An 18,425-nucleotide genomic window follows, 5' to 3' on the forward strand; every position below is an offset into this window, starting at 1 on the left:
GAACGCATCCGGGCGTAGCAGTAGGCCCACGTTCGTCTACTCCTGTTCCTCGTCGGCGGGCGGGCTCGGCCGGCTTCCGAGCATGAACTCGCCCACGCTCGCCTCGATCGCCGGATCGGCTCCCGTGGCCTCGTTGAAGGCCGGCGCGTCACCTCCGCCGAGACCGGAGGCGGCCAGTCCCATCGCGGTCGCGACCAGGTACATGGTCTGGAAGAGCACCCCGACATGCTTGAGGACCAGCGCGTACGGCATCTCCTCGTACGTCCACATCACCCGCCCGAACCTGGCCGACACCACGATCAGGACCTGGGGCAGCGTGGTGGTGGCCGCCGCCCGGCCCGCGGTCGTGAGCAGCCGCCCGACCGCCGGGCCGGGGTCGCTGACCAGGCGCAGGCTGTGCTCGTGCGCGTCGTAGTGGTACATGCCCGGCGCCAGCCCCGCGACGTTCCGGACGACCGGGTACAACTCCAGCTCGTCGACCCCGCCGCCGGCGGGACGGGGCGTGTCGACGTACTCCACGCCGTCCCACACGTTGACCCGGCGCACCCGCGCACATCGGTAGAGCAGCTCCGCGAGCTGATCGACCGTGATCGGGCGGTCGTCGTCGTGCTCGCGGATCGAGCGCCGCTCCTCGATGGCGTCGGTCAACCCGAGGTCGCGCCCGCGGATCTCGTCCAGGTCCGGCACCCGCAGGTCGATCGCGGGTCCCGGATAGGGTTCCCGGTGCGCGGGGAGCGGAGGGAACTTGCCTTGGCCCCATTTCGTCCGGCCGAATCCGGCGTCCAAGTAGCCCCCGTTCCCGTTGCGGCTTCGGGAGTGGAACCACAGGTCGTGCGGTCGCCACTGGCGCAGACGCCACTCGGACTCCGCGTCGCTCCCGGCGGGGATCGCGATGCCGGTCCAGCTCAGATCCCGCAGCAGCCTGGCGATCAGCTCTTCGGGCAACGGGCCCTTCAACGTGCCGGCCGACAGCGGCCGCGCCAGCTCCGTGAGCATGGCCGCGACTTCCGGGGCATGGATCAGCACCTGTGCCCACGAGGCCGGCGCCTCGGCGAGGATGTCCTCCCCCTCACGCCGGAACACCGCGAAACCGGACAGCTTCACCTCGTCGTCGATGTCCTGCTCCACCTCGGGGGCGGGCGGCCGGACGGGCTGCACCGTGTACAACGGCCTGCCGAGATGGCTCAGCGTGGTCGTCACCCATCCCCCGCTCCGCAGGGCCCCGAGGAAGTCCGGGTCGGACTCACCGATCGCCGTCAGCTCCGACGGCGGGCACGGCCCCTCGGCCAGGCGACGCAGTACGGCACGGCCGCCCGCGCCCACCGGCCCGAACGAGGCCACCCTCCGCCACAGATCATGACGGAACAGGTGCAGCTCGCCGTCCGCGCCCGTCGCGCTGTAGACCCCCGGCCGCAGCCGCAGATGTTCCTCGTACGCCGGAGCCTCCCCGGTCATGATCCACTTCCTTCCAGGTACGCCTCCACGGTGCCGGCGAGCAGATGACACAGGAGAAAGCGCTCGACCGGGACGACGCCGAGCCGGGTCATGTGCAGATAAGTGAGGTTGAGCATCAGCCGGTACAAGAGGAACTCGGGCGCGTCCCGGATCTCCGCCCACACGGGATCGGCGTAACCCGCGCGATGAAAGGGACTCGACTCGGCCAGCTTCGACTCCTGCTCGGCGCTGACGGTCGGCACGACGAACGCGCCCTGTTCGAGGAGCCGCGCCCCCCGCCGTCGATACGGGATGAGCGCGGCCTCCCAGTCGGCCAGCAGGGCGGCGTCCACGTCGTCGCCGCCGAGCACCTCCCGCAGCTGGGCAAGGAGGATCGGGCGGTGTTCGCGGTAGTAGCCGTCCCACGTCGGCCTCATCCCGCGCGCTTCCGGAAAGGTCGACAGGAACGCCTCGGCGTGGGACCTGAAGGTGAAGTACCCCTGAGAGATGTCGGTGCCCGACAGGCGGTGCGCCGTCGCCACCATCAGCTTGAACGCCAGCTGCCGCCGTCGCGCGCCGCCCCCGGCCTCGGTCATCGCGAAGGCGAGGTCGGTGGTGTCGGCGTAGAAGTCCGCCACGAGGTCGGCCATGTGCGGCCCGCCCAGTACCTCTGTCCGGTCGTCGTACTCGGCGACGCGCAGGGTGTTGTCGGGAAACCACGGCGTCAGAGGGCCGGACTCCCGTTCCAGCTCGGCCAGCCGCTGATGCGCGGAGAGCTCCTTCTGGGGGTCGAGCGGCAGGGACGAAGGGCGCTCGGCCAGGCAGCCGCCGATGATCTTCTCCGCGGCCGGCCGCACCACGTGCGTGAAGGTGTCGTGGTCGGTACGGAAATTGAGCCGCAGATGCGGCCCCTGCCGCCAGTGCCGCGTGTAGTAGAGCCCCTCCACCTGCCCGGCCAGCTCACGGAAGAGCGGGCGTACGCCGTGCAGGATCAACGGGTCCTTGTCATGGTCGTAGTAGCGGACGTGAATGCTGTTCCAGCGCACGGACTATCTCCCCTCATCCGCGAGCACGGCCACCGCGTCCGCGCACAGCCGACGGACGGCCCCCTCTTCGTCCACGGTCACCCCCAGCCGGTTGCAGACCAGGTGAGCGCAGATGTCCAGAACGGTGAGGACCTGCCGCGTCTTGACCGCGCCCTCCCCCTCCCAGCCTCGGGGCGGTGGCTCGAACCGGCCGGCGGCGGCCTCGGCGGCCAGCGCGTCACGGAGCGTGGACACCGATCGCGCCCAATCCGCCAGGGAGCCCGGCCCGGAGACGTGCTCCAGGTGCGTGGCGAGCTCTCTCATCCGGCGAGCGAGCCCGATGACGCGATCACGCTGACGTCCTGCCGGTCGCTCGGCCGGTTGGGTGAAGCGGGCCTCGGCCGCGTCACCAGGCCGACGGCCCCGGGTCGCGCCGCCAGGCCGACCGGCCTCGGCCTCGTCGCCGGGCCGGTCCTGGTCGATGCTGACCCACGGCGCCAGCCGGGCCGCATCCTGCTCACCGCAGAACCAGGTGAGCAGGATCATCGCGGCTCCCGCCGTGGTGCGGTCCGCCGGCCGCAGGCCGTCGCGCAGCAGGCCGAGGGCGATGCGGCTGGACTCCGCGAAGTGCCGCTCCACCGCCTCCATCGAGGCCCCGGTGCCGTAGCGGCCGTGCTCACGCCGGTAGGGGATGAACGCCACGGAATTGTTCGGGAAGAGCCGCTCCGTATGGCCGGGAAGCCCCTCCCACTGCGCCAGGGCCTCGCCTATGCCGGCATAGTCCCGCTGGCTCATGGACCGACCCGCCGGATTCTCGGCGAGATACTTCTCGAACCTCACCGAGATGACCCGTTCCACCTCGGCCCGGCGCGCGGGGTCGGTGGGCAGCGCGCGGAACCGCAGATGCGGCCCTCCGTCCCAGTACCTCAGGAAGAACGCGGCCTCCGCGAGCCCGCGCCCGGCCAGCTCGGCGATCAGCGGACCGGCCGCGTCCGTCAGCAGCCCGTCCAGGTTCTCGTGATAGAAGACGTGGGCGCTGACCCAGTCCGATTCATGCATGCCGGCCGTCCTGGTCAGAGATCTCGATGAGAAATTCGGTGACGCTGGGGTCATCGGGGTCCGGCCCCAGCGCGTCCGCGAAGTCGGGCAGCACCTCGTCGAAGATCACCATCGGCCCCGAACTCGCCAGCATCTTCTCGAAGGCCGTGACCAGGAACCAGTTGGCGAAGTCGACGTAGACGGGCTTGCGGGATTTGTCGAAAATCCACTGCGTCCAGTCCCCCTCGCCCTCACCCTCGTCCGGCCGGGCGAACCGGACGAAAGATCGCACCGGGAGGTCGTGCTCGTGCAGCCACGCCACCAGACGCAGCAGGTAGGCGGCGTCGCCCTCGCCCTTGGCCCGTTCCGGAAGCATCTCCTTCGGCACGATCCGGCGGGCGCGCTGGATCACCACGCCGCCGATCTCCACGCGGGGATAGGCCACCAACGACGAGGGGAGGTCCAGATCGGTCTCATCCGCCAGCAACGGGATGCTGGGATGCACGTAGTGCGTCTCTCCCGAGACCTGGATCAGCAGCCGAGCCGCCGGTGGGAGCAGCAGGTCGGACATCATGCCCAGATGCAGGGCGGAAAGATCGGCGCCCAGCCGTTCCGAGACCACCTTGAGCAGGCCGCTGCGCGGATCGAGGACCATCTCGAGGTCTCCGAGCGGGATGCGCTCTTCGGCGGGACGGCTGCTGACCGCGAACGGATAGTCGATCTCGTACGCCACATGCGGCACCCGTCTGTTCAACGCCGAGGCGGCCACTCCGCCCAGCTCGGCGAGCACCCGGGCACTCGGCCGACGCTCCGTGGCCTGGCTCTCGCCCGTCGCCTCCGCCATCAGGGCCAGCACCCTGCTCCGTCCACGGCCGTAACCGGTGTGCGCCGCGTTGAGCACCAGGCCGATCCCGCCGTGACCGGGGACGACCTGCACATAGCAGGCGAGGGAGCGCGGCGGCACCACCCAGGACGGCCAGTTCTCCGTCAGCTTCCTGATCAGCTCCGCCGGGACGCTCACGACGCCGTCGCTCTCCGGCTGGGCGAGCACCGCCTGACGGGCCTCCCGCTGGATCGCGGCCAGCTCCCGAAGCCGTGGGAGCGGGCTCTCGGACAGAGCGCCGCCCGCCCCCAGGGACGGGCCCATCAGCCGGGCGACCTCGCGCGCCGCATCGCTCAGCTCGGCGGCCTCGCCGTCCTGGGCGAGCACCTCCTGGAGCGCCCGGTGCAGCACGAGGAGGGGAACGCGGGCGTCCGGGCCGAACCGCTCGGAGAAGTAGGCGCCGAGGGCGATCCGGAACGGCAGCGTCAGATCGAAGGCGCCCAGCCAGCGCCGTACCACGTCCAGGTCGTCGAGCGCCGGACGCCATGCCGCCGACCCGGCCTCCGCCACCGGGCCCGTGAAGACGGCGTTCTCGCGGAAGGTGTGCCGGCCCTGCCCGTCGAGCGCGGCCGGCTCGAAGCCGAGCGGCTCCGCCAGGTCGGTGAGCGCGGCTTCCAGTTCGTGCTGCCGCTTCCAGTGCCCTTCGACGTCGTCCACGACCACGGGCAGCCGCGCCTGCCGGCGTACCCGCCGCAGCGCGTGGACGACGTCCGCGAAGTCGGCTCCCCCATGGGCGGCGACCCAGTCGGCCAGGTCGCCCAGCGGGTCGGCCGACTGGTCGGCGACGGGGTGCTGCTCCTCCAGGAGCCCGGCCCGCACCAACGCCTGGAGAAACGCCTCGACCGGGGCCGCGTCGGCGGCGCCGCCCGACAGGCGGGAGCGGAGCTCGACCAGCGTGAGCGGCGGGCGGTGCGCCGCCAGGCTCAGGCACGCCTCGACCGCGGCGGTGGCCGGCAGGCTCACGATGGGTTCCTCGGTGGAGCGCCCAATGAAGCTGACGGTCCCGTCCTGGAGGGTCGCACTCGGGTTGACCCGCAGGACCAGGTGCCGGGCCAGGCGTGGATCGCGGGTGAGCGTCTCGCCGATCCGCTGGAGGAGGAAGGTGTGGATCTCGAGCACTCCCTGGATCTCCGCGGGAGCGAACCGTACGGGCGGTTCACCTGGTTCACCTGGTTCACCTGGTTCGCCGTCCGCCCACGCCCCCGTGCCACTCGCCATGAAGGTGCCGTAGGGGCTCGTCTTGGCGGCCGCTCTCGCCAGGTACTTCGCCAACCGGGCCATGGACTGCCTGCGCGGTCGCCGCCGCGCGTCCGCCAGCCACTTGGCCAGCTCGCCGAACAGGGCCGGGCTGGCTTGCGACAGTGCCCGGCGGAAGCCCGGATGTCCGGCCACGTCACGCAGGACCAGCTCCTTCTCCCGCAGTTCGGCGGCGAACACGTCGTCGAGCGCGCGTCGCCCCTCGTCGAGCCGATGCCTGGTGACGATCCAGGATTCGATCGCGTCGCCGATCTCGGCGGGGAGCAGCGCGGCGACACGCGCGTTCCATTCGGTGTCGCGGGGCAGTCGTCGCTGGTGCAGCGCCCGGCGCAGGCCGACCAGAGCCGGCTTGGCCGTCCCGTGGTCCAGCGCTCCGATCAGGGGATACAGGGCCTCGGACAACGCCTCGCCGTCGCGCCGTAACGTGGCCGCCTGCCGGGCCAGCCCTTCCGCCCGGCCGTACGCGCCGTCCAGGCGTAGCCGCGACAACGCCGCCACCGGCACACCCGCGACCCGCACCACGACGGACGACTCCACGTGGGCGCCGCTCGTTAAGATCACCATTTCCTCCCCGAAGCGCCGGAGCCGGGCCGCGGGCGCCATGCCGGCGGCCCGGCCGGGAATCAGCTGCTGCTCGAGCTCGTCGACGACGTCGAGGTGCTGCAGACGCTCGGGCAGAGCACGGACGCGCCGTTCTCCGCCATCCCGTGGCCCGCGGTCAGAGATTCGATGGCAAGACCGCTGTCAGCGAGGTCGAAAACGTCCATCGGCAGATTCTTGAGGTCGAAGTCGAGCTTCTGGGAAATGCTCATTTTCTTTTCAGCCTTTCTCGGGAGAAAATCGTGAGACCCATAGCCGTGCATCATCGGTCCCCTGCTTACCTCCAGGAAACCCGCGGCTGATGGCTTCCGACGGAAGGCTAACCCCGACGCGTGGAGAACAGCCTTTCTCCGGCCTGTCACCGACCTGTCGGCGCGCTGAATCGCTTCTTGGAAAGGCCGCTCTCACGCGGTGGAGGCGAGCACGGCCTCGATGTCGTGGGCGCGCGGGTCCGCCAGTCCGGCCATCAGGTCGAGCGCCGTCCGCAGGATGCCGCGGGCCAGCGTGTCGTGTCCGGCCTCGTTGAGCGCGTTGCCGAGATCGGCGAGGGTGATCGCCTCCCAGCGCTGGTTCCTCATCCGGCGGAACAGGTCGATGGACTGGCGGTAGGCGCGGACGGCGGCGCGGGTGTCGCCCGTCATGACGTAGGCGCGGCCCAGGTTGCGCAGGCACATCGCGTCGGAGGTGTACTCCCTGAGCCGCAGGTTGATCCGGTGCGCCTGCTGGAACGCCTTGACCGCGCATCGGTAATGGCCCGCCACGGTCTGCGCGATTCCTATGTTGTCCAGCGCCAGGGCGATGCCACGGGGATATTCGTTCCGCTCGTGCAGATCCAGGGCACGCATCAGGTGCCGCTGGGCCTTTCCGTATTCTCCGGCCTCGCCATATGTCATGCCGAGATTGCACAGCGCCATGGCCTCGCCGTACGGACTCTTGCTCCGCTCGAAATGCACGAGCGCTTCGCGGAAATGTCGCTCCGCCAGATCGACGTCACCCCTGTCGGAATAGATGCAGCCCACGGAATTGAGGGTGTAGGCCTCGCCGATGGGCTCGTTCGCGGTCCGCGCCGCGCGTACCGCCGACTTCAGGCTGTCCAGGCCGTCGGACCAGGGGATGCGCGCGTCGAAGAAGCTGGTCATCGCCATGGTTATGCGCCATGAGTAGTGAGCCCACCCGTTCGTGGCCGCCCATGAGGTCACCGCCCGGAGGGAGTCGTACTCCAGCTCCAGCCAGGCCATCGCCTCGTCGGCGTCGGCGAACGCGAGGGGGCGCCGGCGCGGCCGCATCGGCGCGAGGAAGTCGCGGCGGCGGCACGGGACCAGGTGCTGGTCGGCACGCACGGCGGCGAAGAGGTAGTGATCGAGGAATCGCCGTGCGGCGGCCTGCCGCTCGCCGGGCGGCATGTGCAGCCGTGCCTGATCGACGGCGTACAGCCGGATCAGGTCATGCAGCTGGTAGCGGCAGGGGCGGCGCTGTTCGAGCAGATGGGCCGCCACGAGCTGGTCCAGGCCCCGCTTGACCTCGAATGGCGGAAGGTCGACCAGCGCCTCGACCGTCTCCAGCGCGATGTCGCTGGCGGGGTGCAGGCCGAGCGCCTGGAACGTGGCGGCCGCCGCCGGGCTGAGCGCTCCGTAGGACCAGGACAGAACGGCGCGCAGGTCGATGTTCGGATCGTTCTCGCCGGTTCCCAGGTTGTCGAGGCGGGCCTTCTCGTCCGCCAGCCCGTCGACGACCTCGGCGAGCGTGGCGGCGCGCTGCGCGCGCTCGGCGATGATGGCCAGCGCCAGGGGCAGATGGTCGCACAGCTCGACCAGCCGGGAGGCCGCCGCGGGCTCGCGGGCGACCCGGGAGGGGCCGACGGCCGCCGCCAGCAGCTCGACGGCCTGGGATTCCGGCATCGGGCCCAGCGTGACACGGTGCGCGCCGTCACGGATCGACAGAGACCGTAGCTGGTCGCGGCTGGTCACGATGACCAGGCCGCTGGCGCCCGGCAGGAGCGGGCGCACCTGGTCGGCGTTCCGGGCGTTGTCCAGCAGGATGAGGGCGTGCCGGTCGGCGAGGATGGTACGCAGCAACGCGCAGCGCTCGTCCACGTCGACGGGGATGGCGTCGCTCTCCACCCCGAGACCGCGCAGGAGGCTCTCCGCCGCGGCGGCCGGGGTCATCGGCTCGCTCGGTCCGTAGCCGCGGAGGTTGAGGTAGAGCTGGGCGTCGGGGTAGTCATGGGCGACTCGGTGGGCCCAGTGCGCGGCCAGCGTCGTCTTGCCCGTCCCGGGAGCGCCGTCGATGGCCACGATGATCGGGGCGTTCGCGCCTCTGCCGGTCCGGCCCGACGCCGCCACGCCCGAGGGCAGCCTGTCCAGCGCCGCCAGTTCCTCCTCCCGGCCGGTGAAGCGCGCGATGCCGTGGGGCAGCTGCCGGGGGCTCGGCGTCGCGCGCCGGACGACCGTGCCGCCCGGGCGGTCGTCGGTGCCGCCCATGAGCACCGCCTGGTGCAGCTGGACCAGCTCTTCGCTCGGGTCCAGGCCGAGCTCCTCGCGCAGCACCGTACGTACGCGCTGGTAGGCGCTCAACGCCTCCGCCCGCCTGCCGCTGCGGTGCAGCGCGGTGATCAGGCGCGTCCACAGCGGCTCGCGGCTCGGGTAACGCTTGGTCAGCTCCGACAGCTCGGCGATGAGGCGCCCCGACGGCTCGCTGGCCAGCTCCAGGTCGATCCGGCGCTCGGTGGCGCCGAACCACTCCTCGGTCAGGAGGGGTATCACCTCGCGTTCGAGCCAGGGACCACTGGCGTTGCCGAAAGGCTGACCGCGCCACAACCGCAGCGACTCGCGTAACAGGGCCATCTCCTCCTCCACGGAGCCGGCGTCGTCGGCGCGGCGCACAAGGCCGCGGAACCGGTGCAGGTCCACCGCGTCGGGCTCGACCTGGAGCTGGTAGCCGTCCGGCTCGGTCTGGATGAGGTCCGCCCCGATCAGCCGCCGCAGCCTGGTGACATAGGTGTGCACCGCGCCGCGCGGCCAGCCCGGCCCTTCGCCCGGCCAGAGCCGCTCGGCCAGCGTGGGTGTCGAGACCGACTGGCCGACTGACAGCAGCAACGACGCGAGGACCGTCCGTAGCTGGCCCACGGGTACCGCCACCGCGTCGTTACCGACCCGCACCTCCCAGGGCCCCAGGACGCCGAAGCTGATGCCGCCGCCACGCGATTCCACAGCCGTTCCGGATGACGCGCCTGCCAATGCCTGACCTCCCACGGGGACGAGCTACGGACCGCGTTGCCGGCATTTGCCGGGGTATGGATGGTGGATAAACGGCAGTTGCCGCCCTCCTGGTCAATCTAAGCTAAGACGGGCAGCTGCGTGCTTAAACTTCCGTTGAACCTTTGCGGGCGGCCTATGATGTGGGTGTTGTGGCCGGTACGCCCCATGAGGAGGTTCGTGAGCGGCGAACGCCTGGAAGAGATCGTCGAGCGGCTGGAGATCCCGCATCCGTTCGACATCGTGGAGTTCACCCACCAGGTGGCGCTGGCCCGGCAGCGCCGCATCGAGCTCAGGCCCGTCGACACCGCCCCGGACGGCCCCAGCGGCATGTGGCTGGCCACCGACGCGGTCGACTTCATCTGCTACGAGCAGCGGACCAGCCGCAGCCATCAGGAGCACATCATCCTGCACGAGCTGGGCCACATGGTGTGCGAGCACGCGTCGGCGCCGGTCGCCCCCGACGCCCTGCTGCGGATCCTGCTGCCGACGCTGGACCCGGCCATGGTCCGCTCGGTGCTCGGCCGGACGACATACTCCGAGCCGCAGGAGCACGAGGCCGAGCGGTTCGCGATGCTGGTGCTGCGACACGCCGGCCGTCTTCCCACGGTGCGCAGGCCGCCGCTCTCGGCCGAGGCGGCCGGGATTCATGACCGTATCGAGGCGGCACTGGCTCCGCGTACCAGGTCATCCTGACCCGCGGGACTCGGCGAGAAGGGATGCCCATGGTCGCGCCCGAGCGACGACGAAGAGTGACCATTTCTGACGTGGCGAAACACGCCGGGGTCTCCAAGGCGGCGGTCTCCAAGGTCATCCGCAACGACTACGGGGTCAGCGAGGCCATGCGTGAGCGCGTCCAGCGGGCCATCGAGGAGCTGGGCTACCGCCCCCAGGCCGCCGCGCGGGCGCTGCGCGGGCGGGCGTACACCATCGGCGTGCTCATGCGGCACATCGGGATCCCGTTCTACGCCGAGATCATGACCGGCCTGGTGGAGCACCTTGGGGAGTCCGGCTATCAGGCGATCATGATCCAGGGCGGCACCCAGGACAAGACCGAGGAACGAGCGCTCGACGCCCTGATAGATCGGCAGGTGGACGGCATCCTCATGATCGCTCCGCTCGCCCGGCGCACCCGCTTGGAACAGGTCGCCCGCGAGATCCCGACCGTGGTGCTCGGCAGGCACGACCGGTCGCCGGCGTACGACTCGATCGTGGATGACGACCGGATCGGCTCCGAGCTCGTCATGGAGCACCTGATCGCGCTCGGTCACCGGCGCATCGGGCACATCACCTTCCGGCAGGACCAGCGGAAGCTCGCCGACCAGGTGCCGCACATCAGGGCCGAGAGCTACGAGCGGGTGATGCGTGAGCACGGGTTGGCCGAGGAGATCGCGGTGGTCGCGACCTCATATTCCGAGGAGGGCGGCCATCGCGGCGCCTACGAATTGCTGAGCCGGTCCCCACGCCCCACCGCGATCTTCGCGGGCTCCGACGAGGCGGCTCTCGGCGTCCTCGCCGCCCTCCATGAGGTCGCTCTCTCCGTCCCCGGTGACGTCTCCGTCGCCGGCTACGACAACACCCGGCTGGCCGCCCATCCCAACATCGCCCTGACCACGGTCGATCAAGACGGAGCGGTCATGGGCCGTACGGCGGGCCGGCTGCTGCTGGAGCGCATCGAAGGCCGCACGTCGGCGGTGCACTTCTCCGTCACGCCGACCTTGGTCGTCCGCCGCTCCACCGCGCCTCCCGGCGGCCAGGACTTGGACTCGGCAGCCGTTTGATCATGGCGGTCAGCTATTCGTCAGCGCGCGCAGCCGTTCCAGGGCATCAGGGTCGTTCAGCGCCGAGCCCAGGGCGACCCCCCGGCAGCCGGCCGCGAGGAAGGCGGCGGCGTTGGACGCGTCGACGCCTCCCGTCGCGACGAATCGGACTCCAGGGAACGGCGCGAGCTGCGCCTTGATCCACTCGGCGCCGAGCTGCGCCGCGGGGAACGCCTTCAGCCAGGTGAAGCCGCGGGCCAGGGCGGCGGCGATCTCCGTGGACGTGGCCACACCCGGCAGGTGCGGCAGTCCGAGCCGCAGCGATTCCGCGGCGACCTCGGGATGCAGTCCGGGCGCGACCGTGAAGGCGACGCCCAGCTCGCTGACGGCCGCCAGCTGCTCGGCCGTGGTCACCGTGCCCGCGCCGACGCTCTTTCCGTTCGCCCTGGCCGCCTCCAGCGCCGCGCGCAGCGACGGCAACGCGTCGGCCGTCTGCACGGGCACCTCGATGAGCTCGATGCCGGACGCCCACGCGCGCTCGCACATCCGCACGGTGGCCGGGGGGTCGAGGTTGCGGAAGATGCCGAGGACCGGGTTGCGGTCGAGGTGCCTGCCGAAGAACTCAGCGGCGTCCATGTGCGTCTCCTGTCCAGCCCAGAGTCTTGGAGATCTTGTGGGCCGCTTGGCGGAATTCGTCGATGTGCGCGCGCAGCTGCTCCAGCGGCGCGACCGCGCGCAGGGCGGTGATGGAGATGCCGTGGGTGACCTTGCCGCGCGCGTCGAACACCGGCAGGGCCAGGCAGTTGATGTAGTCCTCGTGCTCGCCGTCGTCCTCGGCCCAGCCCCGCTCCCTGGTGAGCGCGAGGTCCGCCTCGAAGGCGTCGGCGTCGGTGATGGTCGTGGGGGTGAAGCGGGTGAAGGCGGCGGGTTCCAGGACGCGGGCGCGGGTCCTGTCGTCCTGGTAGGCGAGGATGACCTTGGCGACGGCCGCGGTGTGCGCCTGGGCGGGCAGCCCGATGCGCGAGCCCATGGCCACGCTGCCCCGGCCGTCGATCTTGTCGACGTAGACGACCTGGTCTCCGGCCAGCTCGCCGAGGTGGACCGTGTGACCGTACCTCTCGCTCAGCTGGCTCAGGATCGGGTGCGCGAGCGAGCGGGCCTCGACCTGGTCGAGGGCCAGCTGGCCGAGCGCGATGAGCTGGAAGCCCATGCCGTACGCGCTGCCGGGGACGCGCCGGACGAAACCGCCCTCCTCCAGCGTCTGCAGCAGGCGCAGCGCGGTCGACTTGTGCACGCCCAGGTGCTCGGCGATCTCACCGAGCGTGCGGTGCCGTACGGAGACGAACCCGATGATGTCAATGGCCCGAGCGACGGTCTGCGACAAGGTACCGCCCTCCTTCGGCGAGCAGCGAGACGACCTCGTCAGCGGGGGGAAGATCGGCCAGGTCGGCCGGGGACATCAGCACCCGGGAGGCCGCGTAGTGTCCCAGGCGCAGCCGCGTCACCTCGTCGCGGCCGTCCAGGAACCCGCTCAGCCACCCCGCCGCGAACGCGTCGCCCGCGCCGACCGCGTCGAGGACCTCGACCGGCAGGGACGGCGCCCGGTGCACCCCCGTCGGGGTGAAGCCGACCGCCTCGATCGCGGCGTCCTTGACGATCAGGTACGTGGGCCCGTCGAGCAGCTCGCGCACGCTTTCGGCGTCCGTGGTGCCCCACAGCGCCGCGGCCTCGTCGCGGCCGACGAAGACGATGTCGGCCCGCCGCGCGAGCTCCAGCAGCACGGACGCGGCGTCGGCGCCGTTCCACAGGCGCGGCCGGTGGTTGACGTCGAAGCTCACCACGGACGGCCGCAGCGGCCGGTCGAACACGACGTGTCGGCTCAGCTCCAGGCACGGCGGGGAGATTGCCGCGGTGATGCCGGAGATGTGCGTCACCCTCACTGGCCGCGCGGCCCAGCCCGCCACGTCGGCGGCGGTCATGGCCGAGGCGGCCGAGCCGCTCCGGTAGTAGTAGACGGAGGTGCCCGAGGCGGTCGGGTCCTTGAAGTACACGGCCGTGGGCCGCTCGTCATCGCGGTGGACGAGGCCGACGTCCACCCCGCGGGCGCGGAGCGAGTCGACCACGAGGTCGCCGAGCGGATCGCGGCCGACCGCGCCGGCCCAGGCCGTGGTGTGGCCGAGCTGGGCGAGCAGCGCGGCGACGTTGGCCTCCGCGCCGCCGGGGCGCAGGATGAAGCTGCTGTCCGCGTCGAGGCGGCCGCCCGCGGTCGGGGTGACCATCACCATGGTCTCGCCGATCGCGAGCACGTCTGTGGGTGTCATCGGCCGCTCATCCCTCGTGGGCGCTGGAGCCGACGTACATCTCCGGAGCCTCTTCGCGGGCGAGCCGATCCATCCCCGCCCATGTCACTACCCGCATTGACCCTCCATGTTGCACCATATGCAATGCCCGTGCTGCATTTGCAATATAGTCGACGCTTCCGCTTGCCCACGGGCCGGGGTGCCTCGACGGAATTGAGGCGCGGCACGTGGTGCGGTGGATGGAGGGCAACTTCCGGCAGCGGCAGAAGAGCGTCCGCGGGCCGAACCCGATGAGCCGGTTCCCGCGCCGCGGCGAGGGATGGTCCTGGAACGCCTGATCGTGGTCCGCGTGACGCCGTGTCCTTCAGCGGGCGCTCACTTCATCTCCAGCACGGTACGCGTGACCGGCACGAACTCTGCCGAGCGCAGCTCCAGCGGCCACCTTCGCCCGCGCGTCCGCGGGGGCACGTACACGGGCGCGTCCTGCGCGAACGGCAGGAGGCGCAGCTCGATCACCCCGTGCTCCAGCAGCTCCTCACGGAAACGGCGCAGGCCGATCTCCCAGCACGGGCCGTACCAGAACCGGTCGGCCACCAGGCGCCCGCCGATGTAGGCCCGGCCGACGTCACCGGACCAGTCGAGCCGCAGCAACACCTCCTCCCCGCTGTCGAGCAGGACGGCGGGCACGGTGACCCGGTAGACGGCGGCGTGCTCGAAGTCCTGGTCGGTGGGGGCCGAGGCACGGCCTGACGCCGCGTCGATGACCGGCCGCCTGGCGGGCCCCGCCGCCACCACCTGCTCCACCTCGGCGAACTCTCTGCCCGCCCCGGGAGACGCCGTCTTGACGGAGGGCGCCTCGGGGGCCACCGTCTCAGCGGACAGCGCCTCGACGGACTGGGCGGGCAGTTCGATGACCTCGCAGCCGTCGTACTCCTTATTGGGACCGGGGAAGACGCGCAGCAGATCACCTGGCCCGCCGCCGTAGAGGATGAGCCGGTCACCGTCCACGACCGCCGGGCGGGAGCTGAGGATCAGCCGGTCTCTGCCCCACACCTTGGCGCGGGTGGCGGTGAGCGCGTTCTCCTCGTCCAGGACCAGGACGTGCGCCCTCGACCCATCGGCGGCGGTGACGCGCAACAGGCAGTCGACACCGGGGCGCAGGTCACGCACGACGACCTTGCCGCCGGCGCCGCTCTTACCGCCCTTGCTGCCGTTACCGCCGTCGTCGCCGTCGGTCACGGTTGCCGGGCCGTCGATCGCGGTGACGGTGGCGCCGTCGAAGACCAGCTCGACCGGGATGCCCGCGGTCTGCGTCAGGACCTGGACGGGCTCGGCGCCGTCGATGACGCACACCGGCTGGGCGGTGGCGGTCAGCAGCACGCTGCGCCCGATCGGCCGTGCGAGGGGCCAGATGAAGAAGGCCCCGGAGGGCACGGTCACCGGCTCGCTCGGGACGACGAGCTCGCGGCCGGCCAGCTCGACGGCGAACCGGACGTTCTCCTGGTCGGGCAGCGTCTCGACCGGCTGATGGTTGTTCACGAACAGGAATCCCGAGCGCCCGTCGGAGCGTACGGCCCAGCGCAGGGACCGCCGGTCGGCGGTGTCGTCCGGCGCGCCCGGCGGCATCGTCAGCACCATGGTGGCCAGGTCGGGTCCGTCGGAGGCCAGCCACAGATGCTGCATCCGCAAGTAGGCGTAGGAGTCGCGGAACTGCCCGTACTCGCCGAGCGGCGCCTGGAAGTCATAGGTGATCACCGGGCAGTCGTTGGGGTAGCCGGTGGCGTGCGACTCCTGCAGCGTGGACAGGGCGCCGATCTTCTGGGATGCGCCGTGGTACATGTAATAGCCCTGCCACACCGAGCCGCTGCCCAGCTTGACCAGCGCCAGAGCCGCGATGTCGGCGGCCGTCACCAGGGGGCGACGATGGTAGGAGGTGTACATGCCACCACCCAGCTCGCAGGTGGCGAACGGGTAGCGCGCCAGGTGGCTCTCGTCGGTCCCCGACGATGAGAGCGATGATGAGACGGTACGCAGGTCGGCGCCGATGGAGTCGTCGTTGCGGCCGGGACCGAAGAAGTAGTGCGCCCGGCTCTGCTGCGGCCACCCGTCGTGCGCGGTGTCCCAGGCCGCCTCGGAGTAGCCGCCGAACACCGGGATCAGCTCGTCCGGCGGCAGCTGAGCATGGCCCCAGCCGGTGGCCGTCCACAGCGGGGCGTCGATTCCGGCTCTCTGGGCCATCCGCTTCAGGGTGAGCAGGTGGTCAGGCTGGTCGTACAGTTCGTTCTCGATCTGGACGGCCACGACCGGGCCCCCGTGCTCACGCGTCAGACCCTGGAGCTGTGTGGCGATCTGCTCGAACAACGGCCGGACGAGCTCGAGGTAGCGCGGGTCATCGGTACGCGGCACACCGTCCGCGGCGAGCACCCAGTCAGGGAATCCCCCGTTGCGCGACTCCCCGTGACCCCACGGACCGATCCGTACGACCACGTCCAGCCCGAGCTCCGCACATGTCATCACGAACCGGCGCAGGTCACGGTCGCCCGTCCAGTCGAACACACCGCGCCGCTCCTCGTGCAGGTTCCAGAACACATAGGTGGAGACAGCCGTCACTCCTCCTGCCCGGACCTTGAGCAGTTCCTCCCGCCACTCGCCCACGGGATAACGGCCGTAGTGGAACTCGCCCATGACCGGAAACCACGGCCTGCCACCACGGGTCAGGTGGCGCGCGTTCACCTCGATCGCGTCGGGCCCGTGCGCCGGATCGCCGAGACGCAGATGACCCTGCAAGGGCGGGGCCAACTCGCCCGGCACACTCAGTCGCTGCACAGCTGGGGCCTTCCTCGTCGCTCAACACTCGCGGCATGTCTCGCACGGCCCCCTTTCCGGCGTCACCGTCGTGCCGGGTCCGGTGGGCACCATGTCGACATGGTGCCCACCATCATGGTCGGCGCTCGATCAGTGCCAGTGACCGGCCGCGGCGGTCTCGGTGACGTACTCCTCGAAGGGCCTGGGCGGGCGGCCGAGCGCTCGTTCCACGCCGTCGGAGACCTCAGTGCCCTCGCCGTCGCGGATGGCCACCAGGACCCCGGCGAGCAGCCACGCGGACTCGGGCGGAACCCCGACAGCGACCTGACGCTCGACGAAGACCTCGGGGGCGACGTCGACGTGCCGGACCGTACGCCCGGCGGCCTTGCCGATCAGGTCCGCCGCCTCACCGAAGCCGATCGCCCGCGAGCCGGTCAGCTGGTAGATCTGCCCGTTGTGGCGGTCTTCCGTGAGCGCCGCCGCGGCGACCTCGGCGATGTCCTCGGCGTCGATGAACGGAACGCGCCCGTCGCCGGTGGGCAGGGCCAGGGTTCCTTCCAGGACCCCCGGTAGCCAGGGACCCTCGCTGAAGTTCTGGGCGAACCAGTCCGGCCGCAGGATGGTCCAGTTCACACCGGAGCCGCGTACGGCCTGCTCGGCCGCCTTGAGGGGATGATCGTCGATCTGGTCGACGCCGGAGGCGGTCAGCAGCACCAGCCGCCGCACACCGGCGGCGACCGCTTCGGACACGAACCTGGGAATGCGCTCCCGGCCCTCGGCGCCGGTCTGCAGGCTGGGCTCCATGACGTAGGCCGCGGTGACGCCGTCGAGCGCGGGTGCCCAGGTCGCGGAGTCGCCCAGGTCGAGGCGGATGCCACCAGTGGCGCGTGACGCGGTCCGTACCGGCTGACCGGCGTCCCGGAGGCGCCGGGCGATGCGGCGACCGGTTTTCCCGTTTCCGCCGCCCAAGATGAGGATGTTCGTCATGTGCCCAGAGAACTGCAGGGAGGCCAAGACGGTCCATGGGAGAAAGTCCGGAATACCTTTGTGATCGTCTACGGTGGCCTCCATGGACGTCCTGAGCGATCTGCTGCATCGGGCCCGCGCCGGCAACGCGATGATCAGGCAGCTGATCCAGCGGCCACCGTGGTCGCTGACCTTCGCCGACGCTCCTCCGCTCACGATCGTGGCCACGCTCGGCGGTCACGCGTCGGTCCGCCTCGACGAGGCCGATGCCGCACCGGTACGCCTGTCCGCGGGCGACCTCGCCCTCATCAGCGGCACCGGTCGTCACACGATCGCCGACGACCCGGACACCCCGCCCCAGGTCATGCTCTACCAGGGCAGGAAACACCTTCTCGACGGGAGCGAAGTGCCGCCTGGGGCCCAGCGGAGACTGGCTCCCCGCACCTACGGCGACGGCCTGCCCGGGGCCACGACCATGATCCGGGGCGGCTACGACCTCTACGGCGACGTGGGCGACCGCCTTCTGACCATGCTCCCGCCGCTCGCGGTCATCCCCGCAGGGCCCCGTACCCGGGCAGCGCTGGATCTGCTCGCCACCGAGATCGCCCGCGAGGAGCCCGGTCAGGACGCCGTCCTGGGCCGGCTGCTGGATCTGGTGCTCGTACTGGCGCTGCGAGCCTGGTGCGCCACGCCGCAGGCGGCGTCCCCCGCCTGGTATCGGGCGTTGACGGTGCCCGCCATCGGCGACGCGCTGCGCCTGCTCCACGAGGATCCCGCTCACCGGTGGACGGTCGCCGCGCTGGCCGCCAAGGTCGGCATGTCCCGCGCCGCCTTCGCCGCCCGCTTCACCGACCTGGTCGGCGAACCCCCGCTCACCTACCTCACCGGCTGGCGGATGACCTTGGGCTCGGACCTGCTCCGCGACACCGACATGACCATCGCCGCCGTGGCCCGTGCGGTCGGGTACGAGGACCCGTTCGCCTTCAGCGTGGCGTTCAAGCGAGCCCGCGGCGTCAGCCCGTCCCTCTGGCGCCAAGCACACTGATCCGGAGTCCAAGGGGGTGGCATCTCAGAGCGGTTTTGCCGAAGCGGCAACACGATTC

General features: G+C 71.0%; 14 protein-coding genes. 3 read left to right on the forward strand and 11 right to left on the reverse strand.

Going from position 1 to position 18,425, the window contains the following annotated elements:
• Positions 1-36: 36 nt before the first annotated feature.
• The 6 genes from LDL49_RS28550 to LDL49_RS28575 form a co-directional block, all read right to left on the reverse strand.
• Complete coding sequence (locus LDL49_RS28550) at positions 37-1,455, reverse strand: SagB family peptide dehydrogenase (protein WP_225295231.1); 1,419 nt, start codon at positions 1,453-1,455, stop codon at positions 37-39.
• Positions 1,452-2,480: a thiopeptide maturation pyridine synthase gene (locus LDL49_RS28555; RefSeq protein ID WP_225295234.1), complete on the reverse strand. Its 1,029-nt coding sequence runs from the start codon at positions 2,478-2,480 to the stop codon at positions 1,452-1,454. Before LDL49_RS28555 ends, LDL49_RS28550 begins: the two co-directional genes overlap by 4 nt.
• Positions 2,481-2,483: 3 nt before the next feature.
• Positions 2,484-3,518 (reverse strand): lantibiotic dehydratase C-terminal domain-containing protein, encoded by a 1,035-nt coding sequence (locus LDL49_RS28560; protein WP_225295235.1) that lies wholly within the window; start codon positions 3,516-3,518, stop codon positions 2,484-2,486.
• The gene (locus tag LDL49_RS28565) at positions 3,511-6,201 is read right to left on the reverse strand and encodes a lantibiotic dehydratase (protein ID WP_225295237.1); all 2,691 of its coding nucleotides are present in this window, start codon (positions 6,199-6,201) and stop codon (positions 3,511-3,513) included. Before LDL49_RS28565 ends, LDL49_RS28560 begins: the two co-directional genes overlap by 8 nt.
• 59 nt (positions 6,202-6,260) lie before the next feature.
• On the reverse strand, positions 6,261-6,503 hold the full coding sequence (locus LDL49_RS28570; RefSeq protein ID WP_225295239.1) for a thiomuracin/GE37468 family thiazolyl RiPP peptide: 243 nt from the start codon (positions 6,501-6,503) through the stop codon (positions 6,261-6,263).
• Between the two features lie 138 nt (positions 6,504-6,641).
• Complete coding sequence (locus LDL49_RS28575; protein WP_225295241.1) at positions 6,642-9,446, reverse strand: AfsR/SARP family transcriptional regulator; 2,805 nt, start codon at positions 9,444-9,446, stop codon at positions 6,642-6,644.
• Positions 9,447-9,671: 225 nt separating this feature from the next.
• Here LDL49_RS28575 and LDL49_RS28580 point away from each other — a divergent pair, with 225 nt between their 5' ends.
• The gene (locus tag LDL49_RS28580) at positions 9,672-10,187 is read left to right on the forward strand and encodes a hypothetical protein (RefSeq protein WP_225295243.1); all 516 of its coding nucleotides are present in this window, start codon (positions 9,672-9,674) and stop codon (positions 10,185-10,187) included.
• Positions 10,188-10,258: 71 nt separating this feature from the next.
• A complete protein-coding gene (locus tag LDL49_RS28585; RefSeq protein WP_308016199.1) occupies positions 10,259-11,272 on the forward strand; it encodes a LacI family DNA-binding transcriptional regulator in 1,014 nt (337 codons plus the stop codon).
• A gap of 9 nt (positions 11,273-11,281) precedes the next feature.
• Here LDL49_RS28585 and LDL49_RS28590 read toward each other — a convergent pair whose 3' ends face one another.
• From LDL49_RS28590 to LDL49_RS28610, 5 genes are all read right to left on the reverse strand, one after another.
• Positions 11,282-11,887 carry a bifunctional 4-hydroxy-2-oxoglutarate aldolase/2-dehydro-3-deoxy-phosphogluconate aldolase gene (locus tag LDL49_RS28590; RefSeq protein WP_225295247.1) on the reverse strand — a complete coding sequence of 202 codons (606 nt, stop codon included), beginning with the start codon at positions 11,885-11,887 and terminating at the stop codon, positions 11,282-11,284.
• A complete protein-coding gene (locus tag LDL49_RS28595; protein ID WP_225295249.1) occupies positions 11,874-12,635 on the reverse strand; it encodes an IclR family transcriptional regulator in 762 nt (253 codons plus the stop codon). The genes LDL49_RS28590 and LDL49_RS28595 overlap by 14 nt, the downstream gene beginning before the upstream one ends.
• Complete coding sequence (locus tag LDL49_RS28600) at positions 12,607-13,572, reverse strand: sugar kinase (protein WP_225295250.1); 966 nt, start codon at positions 13,570-13,572, stop codon at positions 12,607-12,609. The genes LDL49_RS28595 and LDL49_RS28600 overlap by 29 nt, the downstream gene beginning before the upstream one ends.
• A 354-nt stretch (positions 13,573-13,926) precedes the next feature.
• On the reverse strand, positions 13,927-16,377 hold the full coding sequence (locus LDL49_RS28605) for a beta-galactosidase (protein WP_225295252.1): 2,451 nt from the start codon (positions 16,375-16,377) through the stop codon (positions 13,927-13,929).
• Between the two features lie 129 nt (positions 16,378-16,506).
• Positions 16,507-17,343 carry an NAD(P)H-binding protein gene (locus LDL49_RS28610; RefSeq protein ID WP_225295254.1) on the reverse strand — a complete coding sequence of 279 codons (837 nt, stop codon included), beginning with the start codon at positions 17,341-17,343 and terminating at the stop codon, positions 16,507-16,509.
• An 82-nt stretch (positions 17,344-17,425) separates the two neighbouring features.
• On the opposite strand from LDL49_RS28610, the gene LDL49_RS28615 reads away from it, so the two are divergent.
• Positions 17,426-18,367, forward strand: coding sequence for an AraC family transcriptional regulator (locus LDL49_RS28615; protein ID WP_225295256.1), 942 nt, complete (start codon positions 17,426-17,428; stop codon positions 18,365-18,367).
• Positions 18,368-18,425 lie beyond the last annotated feature (58 nt).

Source organism: Nonomuraea aurantiaca, assembly GCF_020215705.1.
Lineage (GTDB): Bacteria > Actinomycetota > Actinomycetes > Streptosporangiales > Streptosporangiaceae > Nonomuraea > Nonomuraea aurantiaca.